The 7381-nt window shown below is 62.2% G+C and carries 6 protein-coding genes; 2 read left to right on the top strand and 4 right to left on the bottom strand.

What is annotated here, in order from left to right; genetic code table 11:
* On the bottom strand, positions 1-215 hold a 215-nt coding region (locus PKA57_RS07230), incomplete at its 3' end, for a hypothetical protein (protein WP_324298997.1).
* Between the two features lie 352 nt (positions 216-567).
* Here PKA57_RS07230 and PKA57_RS07225 point away from each other — a divergent pair.
* Positions 568-2877 carry an MMPL family transporter gene (locus PKA57_RS07225; RefSeq protein WP_324298995.1) on the top strand — a complete coding sequence of 770 codons (2310 nt, stop codon included), beginning with the start codon at positions 568-570 and terminating at the stop codon, positions 2875-2877.
* Between the two features lie 141 nt (positions 2878-3018).
* The gene (locus PKA57_RS07220) at positions 3019-4470 is read left to right on the top strand and encodes a class I SAM-dependent methyltransferase (RefSeq protein WP_324298993.1); all 1452 of its coding nucleotides are present in this window, start codon (positions 3019-3021) and stop codon (positions 4468-4470) included.
* 4 nt (positions 4471-4474) lie between these two features.
* Here PKA57_RS07220 and PKA57_RS07215 read toward each other — a convergent pair whose 3' ends face one another.
* The 3 genes from PKA57_RS07215 to PKA57_RS07205 all read right to left on the bottom strand — a co-directional run.
* A complete protein-coding gene (locus PKA57_RS07215; protein WP_324298991.1) occupies positions 4475-5983 on the bottom strand; it encodes a HAMP domain-containing sensor histidine kinase in 1509 nt (502 codons plus the stop codon).
* Positions 5984-6106: 123 nt separating this feature from the next.
* A complete protein-coding gene (locus PKA57_RS07210; RefSeq protein WP_324298989.1) occupies positions 6107-6913 on the bottom strand; it encodes an undecaprenyl-diphosphate phosphatase in 807 nt (268 codons plus the stop codon).
* A 141-nt stretch (positions 6914-7054) separates the two neighbouring features.
* The coding region (locus PKA57_RS07205) for a hypothetical protein (RefSeq protein WP_324298987.1) at positions 7055-7381 on the bottom strand (327 nt) is incomplete at its 5' end.

The raw sequence follows: 7381 nt of genomic DNA, 5'->3' as shown, positions 1-7381 counted from the left end.
GGCATTGCAGGTTTCGCCGCCTTCGCCGCTTTTGTGGGCCTGGCGGGTGCGGCCGCGAGTTCTTCATCATCCGGCGACCGCTTTTCCGGATGCTCGATCAGATATTGCTCGAGCGCCTGACGATGATGATTGCTGAGGCGGCGCATCCTGCGAAAGCGGGCAATCGCTTCCCCTGACATCGCCTCGAGCGACGCGGTGAAGACCTGAACGGACATCGCTTCGAGTTCGGCCGTCCCGACGGTCGCCAGATTGATGGTTGGATTTCCGCTCATGCGCCTTCTGCCGTATTCGCGCCTTTCATCCTGGAAGACGGGTAGGAGGAAAACGGCGCGAACGGCGCATGGACGCCGGCACACGGACAGGCTTCCCCCAAGCTCATTGTTCGCAGCACTGTCTTAACGCCGGGTTTCCATAAAATTCCGCTTTCCTTCGTGCTCGGCTGGTCACGCGAATTGTCACAAGGTGGGACAACGCTCTAGAGTGAGCGCGCTTGTCCGCAGCGCGCCGGGGTGTTTGGTCCCACGCGGGCGGAAGCCGGGGTGGGGGCACGGGGGCAAACGTCATCAAATGGTGATTCTCTATCGCGTGGTGCTTGGAGCGCCGCGAACTGTCATGGCCTTGTGCCTTCTTCTCTGCCTCATCGCGGTGTCGGGGCTGCCGCGGCTGACGCTTTCTTCAGATACGCGGGTCTTCTTCGACCCCAAAGCCGCGGAACTTGCCGAATTCCAAAAGTTCGAGCGGAAATACGGCCAGAACAACAATGTCCTCATGGTCGTCTGGGCCGGCGGCAAGAAGATCACGGACCCGGCGGCGCTTGCCGCCATCGGCGATCTGACGAAGCAGGCATGGAAGCTGCCCCATTCGACGCGGGTCGAATCCCTCACCAACTTCCCCCACGTCACCTCCGACGCGGACAGTTTCGCCGTCGACGAGCTGGTGCCCGATCCCTCCGCCGTGACGCCGGAAGAGGGCGCGAAGGTCGAGAGCATCGCGCTCGCCGATCCGCTGGTGCGGAACCGGCTGATAGCCGCCGACGGCAAGGCGGCGGGCGTCATCATAGATTTCAACCTTCCCGCCGAGGCGTCGCGCGAGGTGCGCGAGATCATCGCCTCGACCCGCGCGCTTGCCGCCTCGATCGAGGCCGCGCATCCGGGCATCGAGGTCAAGACCACCGGCAATGTGATCCTGATGGGCACCTTCTCGGAGGCGGCCGTCAGCGATGCGACCTTCCTCATTCCGGTGAGCCTCGTCGTCACCGGCCTCGTGATGCTGTTCTTCGTGCGCTCGATCAAGCCGAGCCTGGCCATTCTGACCTTGCTCGCGCTTTCGGCGGCTTCGGCCATGGGCGTCGCGGGCTGGCTCGGCTTCGTCATCAATCCGGCGAGCATCGCGGCTCCCATCATCATCATGACGGTCAACATGGCCGCCGCCGTCCGCATCGTGACCACGGCCATGCAATCGCTCGATCAGGGCATGAGCAAGGACGAGGCGCTCAGGGACACGCTGCGCGTCCACCTCAAGCCCGTCAGCCTCATCGCGCTGACAGGGTCGATCGGCTTTCTCTCGATGAACTTCGCCGAGGCGCCGCCCTTCCGCGATCTCGGAAATACCGTCACCATGGGCATCGGCATCGCCTATGTCTTTACCTTCACCTGGCTGCCCGCCTTCCTCTCGCTGATGAACCTCAAGCCCGCCCGCAGCCAGTCGGAACGGGCCATGATCGCGCTCGGCCGCTTCGTGAACCGTTATTATCTGGGGCTGTTCTTCTTCTGCGGCATCGTTGTTGTCGCGTCGAGCTTCTGGCTCCAGAAGATCACGCTCGACGACGACTTCACGCATTATTTCGACAGCCGCTTCGACTATCGCCGCGCCTCGGATTTCGCGGAGGCGCATCTGACCGGGCTCAATCTGGTCGAGTTCGATGTCGGGGCAGGGCGCGACAGCGGCGTTTACGATCCTGCCTATCAGCGCAAGCTGTCGGACTTTGTCGCCTGGATCCGCGCCCAGCCGCATGTCGTCAGCGTGCTGTCAGTCCCCGACATTACCCGGCGCATCAACCAGCAGATCAATGCGGGCAAGCCCGGCGATCACGACACCATTCCCGACAGCGCCGATGCGATTGCGCAATATTTCCTGCTCTATGAGCTTTCGCTGCCATACGGCGCCTCGCTGAACGACCAGATCAACGTCTCGCGTTCGTCGAGCCGCGTCACCGTCATTCTCTCGCATGTGAAATCGAGCGATATCCGCGATTTCAACGCGGCCGCACAGGATTGGCTCGCCGCCAATGCGCCTCCCGCCATGCAGGCGAAGGGAGAGAGCATCAACGTGCTCTTCTCGCATGTCTCGTGGCTCAACATCCGTTCGATGATCGCCGGCACCATCATGACGATGTTCGGCATCGGCATCGTCATCGCGCTGGCGCTGCGAAGCGTCACCTACGGCCTTCTCAGCATATTGATGAACGTGCTACCCAGCATTCTGGGTTTTGGTATATGGGGTCTGCTCTTCGGGCAGCTCGGCCTTGCCGCCGCCGTCATCACCGCCATGACCATCGGGCTCGTGGTGGACGACACGATCTATTTCCTCGTCATGTATCAGGCCGCGCTGAAGCGGGGGTTGAGCCCCAGGGAGGCGATCGACGAAGTCTTCGTGACGGTGGGCACGGCCATGCTCGTCATCACTGTCTCGCTTGCCGTCGGCTTCGGGGTCCTCACCGTTTCCGGCTTCGAGGTCAACCGCTCGCTCGGCGCCCAGACAGCCATCGTCATTCTCGCCAATCTCTTCATCGACTGGCTCATGCTGCCGCCGCTGCTCCGCCTCATGGACCGCAAGCGGGCAACGGTCGCCGTGCCGGCGGCGGGTAGCGCCGACTAATATTTCCCATTCATTTTCCGTGATTCATCTGTGCCGTTGTGGCTGAACTCGAAAAGTAACCTTAACCTTTGGTAAAATTTGCATTTCGTTAGTCTTTATGATCCCTTAATTTCATGTATTGAGTGGTGGTTGGGGCCAGAAATGCGGACTTATGAACAACTGACGGGCGCCGAGGGCCGGCGCATGTTCTATCGCGCCGAGCGGTTCAGGCCGGAGGACCTCTTCAAGGAGGCGGTCCCCGCGGTCTATTTCGACAATGAGCGGGCGGCGCTGAAGAATATCAGCATGACCGGCATCGCGGCGCAGAGCCACGTTCACGACGGTTGGGACGACCGTCTCGGTACGGAAATTCCCTTCGAGCTGCGCGTGGGCGACGACCGCCTCTATCGCGGTGCGGGGCGCATCCGCCGCGTCGAGCCGAGCGGCAGCCGCACCACGGTGGCGCTGGAGTTCACCTCCGGTTTTCTCGATCTGCCAGCCATCGTGACGGAGCACGACAATCTTCTCCTGTCGCGCACGCTGGCCGATCCCGCCTTCGGAACGTCGAACGGCATCCTTCCCGAATTCACGCAGCTCTGTGCCGAGATCGTCAATCTCTTCCGCTCCTACAAGGAGCTTCTCGAGAGCTATGAGGCGCGGCTGACCGCCACGGGCCGCGAGCGCGAGGAAAAGCTGCTCGAGGCGCTGATCGCCTGCGAGGACCGCATGGTCCCCCAGTGGAAGGAACTCTGGTATCGCGGCAGCGATGTTCTGGAGCCGGTCTGGAGCGACCCGGAAATGCTCGCGCGCCACAAGCGCTATGCCGAGCGGGTGCTGACGCCGGATTTCATGCCGGGCGCCGTCATGCGCCGCTGCTACGAGAAGCCGCTCGGCTATCCCGGCGACTTCCAGATCATGAATTATGTTTACGAGTGGCAGCGCGTCGGCAACACGCCCTATGAAAAGCTGCTCCACCGCATCGGCATCGAGACGGGCGCCTGCGTCGGCACGCGGCTGCGCATGACGCAGAAGATTCTCGCGGCTGAAGTCGCGAAGGCCCCCGGCGACAAGCCGATGCATATCGCCAATCTCGGCTGCGGCTCGGCCTATGAGGTTTACGACTATCTGAAGATCGAGAGCCTGCCACGGCCGATCAACGTCACGCTGATCGATCAGGACGAGCGTGCCCTGAGCCATGCCTATGAGCACAGCCACCGGGAGGTGGTGCGCCATGCGGGCCGGGCGAAGATCCAGTGCCTTCAGGCGTCCTTCGCGCAGCTTCTCAAGGCGGGTGCGCTTTTCAAGACACTGCCGCCGCAGGACATTCTCTACAGCCTCGGCCTTTTCGACTATCTCTCGCACCGCCGTGCCCGCGCGCTCGCGCACGATCTCTACGATCAGGTCACGCCGGGCGGCAAGCTGATCATCGCCAATGTGAAGCAGGGCCGGGAAACCTGCCAGTGGCCGCTCGAATTCGTGACCGACTGGAGCCTCATCTACCGCACCGAAGACGATATGCGCGCGATGGTGGAGGGGCTGGATGTGGCGAACATCACGATCGAGGAAGACGCGACGAAGTGCGTCTATCTGATGGTCGTGGACAAACCGGCCTGAGAGGTCAGAGCGCGCTCCAGCGCAGTTCGTCTTCCGGGTTCCGCGCGACGAAGCGGCTCTTGGGGAAGGTCGCGGTGACCGTCGTGCCCTGATCGACGACGCTTTCAAGCTCGATCGAGCCGCCATGGAGCGTCATGATCTTGCGCACGAGCGGCAGGCCGAGGCCGGTTCCCTGATAGGAGCGCGACATCGCGTTCTCCACCTGCACGAAGGGCTCGAAGATCCGCTCCTTGTCCGCGTCCTTGATGCCGATGCCGGTGTCCTTCACCGTCAGCGCGAGGTCGCCCGCGCCGTCGATGCCGATATCGATCCAGACATGGCCGCCCTCCGGCGTGAACTTCAGCGCGTTCGAGGTGAGGTTGATGGCGACCTGATTGAAGAGGCGCGGATCGGCGATGATCCAGGGTATGTCGTCGCGCACGCGGAACGAGAGATCGACGCCGAGTTCGGACGCGCGCTGGCGGAACATCCGCATGGCGCGGTTGAGCGATTCGATCGGGTCGATCGGCTCTTCCTCGAGTTGCAGCTTGCCGGCTTCCGCCTTCGAGATGTCGAGAATGTCGTTGATGATGCTGAGCAGATGCGCGCCGCTGGAGCGGATGTCGCTCGCATAGTCGGCATATTTCGACTGGCCGACGGGACCGAACATCTGGTTGGCGATGATCTCCGAGAAGCCGATGATGGCGTTGAGCGGCGTCCTGAGTTCGTGGCTCATGATCGCGAGGAAATCGTTCTTGGAGCGGTTCGCCGCTTCGGAGCGGCTGAGCAGCCGGTCGGAGCGCATGCGCTCGAGCCTGAGCTGCTCATTGTCCACGAAGCTCCGGCGGAGCTGATACTCCTGAATGTAGTTGATGAAGATGCTGACGCCGATCGCGAAGGCGAGGAAGGCGTTGTTGTTGATCAGAATGTCGGCGGGCGCCGGATTTATTACCAGCACCACCAGCTCGTAGCAGGCGAGCGTGGCGAGCGATATGACGCTTGAATAAACATAGCTCAGCCGCCACAGGCAGTTGCTGTAGCCGATGATGATGATGAGGCCGCCATAATAGAGGTAGTTGCCCGGAGGCTCCGCGAGCGCGATCATCGCCACGACCGCAAGTCCCGGAATCGCCATCGAAAGCGACAGGACGCCCTGATGCTTGTAGGTGAACCACGGAGCGTAGGAGAGGGCGGTCAGGCCGAGCAGCATCGGGCAGGCGATGCCGAAGCGGATGAACCACGCCTGATAGAGTATGTCGGGAACGATATAGGGATCTAGCGCCGCATAGATCGCGAAAATGGCTGCGCCCATCGCGATAGAAAAGCGGGTCAGGCCGATCTGGCGGTCGAAGTTCCTGGCGCTGTAGATGTCCTCGATCTCGGCATTGCGAAAGCGCAGCGTGAGCGCGTTCATCTCGAAATCGGCTGCGCGGTAGCCCGTCAGATCGGTGACGTCGAGCTTCGCGTCGAGGAGTTCACTCGCGCGCTCCTCCCGGTCCCGATGGCCCGAGGCCTGATTGATCAGTTCCGCCATGTGTACCTGGCCGTGTGCGAGGCGGTGCCGAGCCTCCGTCCATGAATAAGACAGAAAGGTCTAATGGACGGTTAAGCGGGATTTACTTCCGGCTAAGGTGCTGATTTTTTTGGAAGATCAGGTTCAGGCGAGCCAGATGAAATGCACGGCCAGCACGGCGCCGAACAGGATTCTGTACCAGCCGAAAACGGCGAAGCTGTGCCTGCTGACGAAATTGACGAGCCAGCGCACGACCACGATGGCGGACAGGAAGGCGGCGACGAAGCCGAGCGCGATCACCGCGCTGTCGTCCGGGTTGAGGATGTGGCGGTTCTTCCAGAGGTCGAGGGCCGTCGCGCCGAACATGGTCGGGATGGCGAGGAAGAAGGAAAACTCCGCCGCCGTCTTCCGGTCGACGCCGAGGGTGAGCGCGCCGAGGATCGTGGCTCCGGAGCGCGAAACGCCGGGGATCATTGCCAGGCACTGGAACAGGCCGATCTTGAGTGAGGTCAGGGGCGTGAGGCTTTCGATGGCGCCGATGCGTGGCTCGGGCCGCCAGCGCTCGATCGCCAGAATGGCGAAGCCGCCGAGGATGAGTGAGGCGCAGACGACGAGTGGGCTGAAAAGAACCTGCTTGATGAAGTCATGCAGCAGAAAGCCGAGCACCGCCGCTGGCAGAAAGGCGATCAGGATGGCGATGGCGAAATTCCGGGCGGCGGGGTCGTCGACAAGCCCGAAGGCAACGCCGAAGAGCTTGCGAGCATAGAGCACGCAGATGGCGAGAATGGCGCCGAGCTGGATCACCACGTCGAAGACGGTGGCAAGCGGGCCGGAAAAGCCGAGGAACTCGCCCGCGACGATGAGATGGCCGGTGGACGAGACGGGAAGGAATTCGGTCACCCCCTCGACGATGCCGAGGATGATGGCTTGAAGAAAAATCTGCTCACTCATGGAAGGGGGCGTACCTGGGCTTTGAGGACGATGGCGCCGCCGAGGCTAGCACAAGGCGCCATGCTCGCGCCTCTCTTACCTGCCATCGCCATTTTACCCATCGCCATTTTACCCAAGGGCTTCGAGCGGTTCATCTCCGGTTCAGCCAGCGGGGATCAATGTGGCGTCTGACGCTGCCAAAATCAGGCGCGCGGCCAAGGGAGGCACCAGATGGTGCATGAAAGAAGTTCGATAAAGCTCGTTTTTGCAACGGCGGTTGCCATCAGCGCTTTGAGCCTGGGCTTGTCGCCGGCCTCTGCCGCCGATTGGCGCGGCGGTCAGCGTGGCTGGCAACAGGCAGAGGAGGGAGGCGACCAGTCCCAGCAACAGCAGGAAGAAGAGCGACGCCAGCGCCAGCAGCAACAGCGCCAGCAGATGGAGCAGCGCCGCCAGAATGACGAGCAGCGCCAGCAACAGCAGCGCCAGCAG

Origin of the sequence: Parvibaculum sp. (assembly GCF_035325945.1) — a bacterium.
Classification (GTDB): Bacteria; Pseudomonadota; Alphaproteobacteria; order Parvibaculales; family Parvibaculaceae; genus Parvibaculum.
The sequence above is the reverse complement of the archived record's forward strand: the minus strand, read 5'-3'. Positions and strand labels throughout refer to the sequence as shown.

Coding starts and splice junctions, on each gene's coding strand:
- PKA57_RS07225 (WP_324298995.1), top strand. CDS start 568: ATGGTGATTCTCTATCGCGTGGTGCTTGGAGCGCCGCGAACTGTCATG.
- PKA57_RS07220 (WP_324298993.1), top strand. CDS start 3,019: ATGCGGACTTATGAACAACTGACGGGCGCCGAGGGCCGGCGCATGTTC.
- PKA57_RS07215 (WP_324298991.1), bottom strand. CDS start 5,983: ATGGCGGAACTGATCAATCAGGCCTCGGGCCATCGGGACCGGGAGGAG.
- PKA57_RS07210 (WP_324298989.1), bottom strand. CDS start 6,913: ATGAGTGAGCAGATTTTTCTTCAAGCCATCATCCTCGGCATCGTCGAG.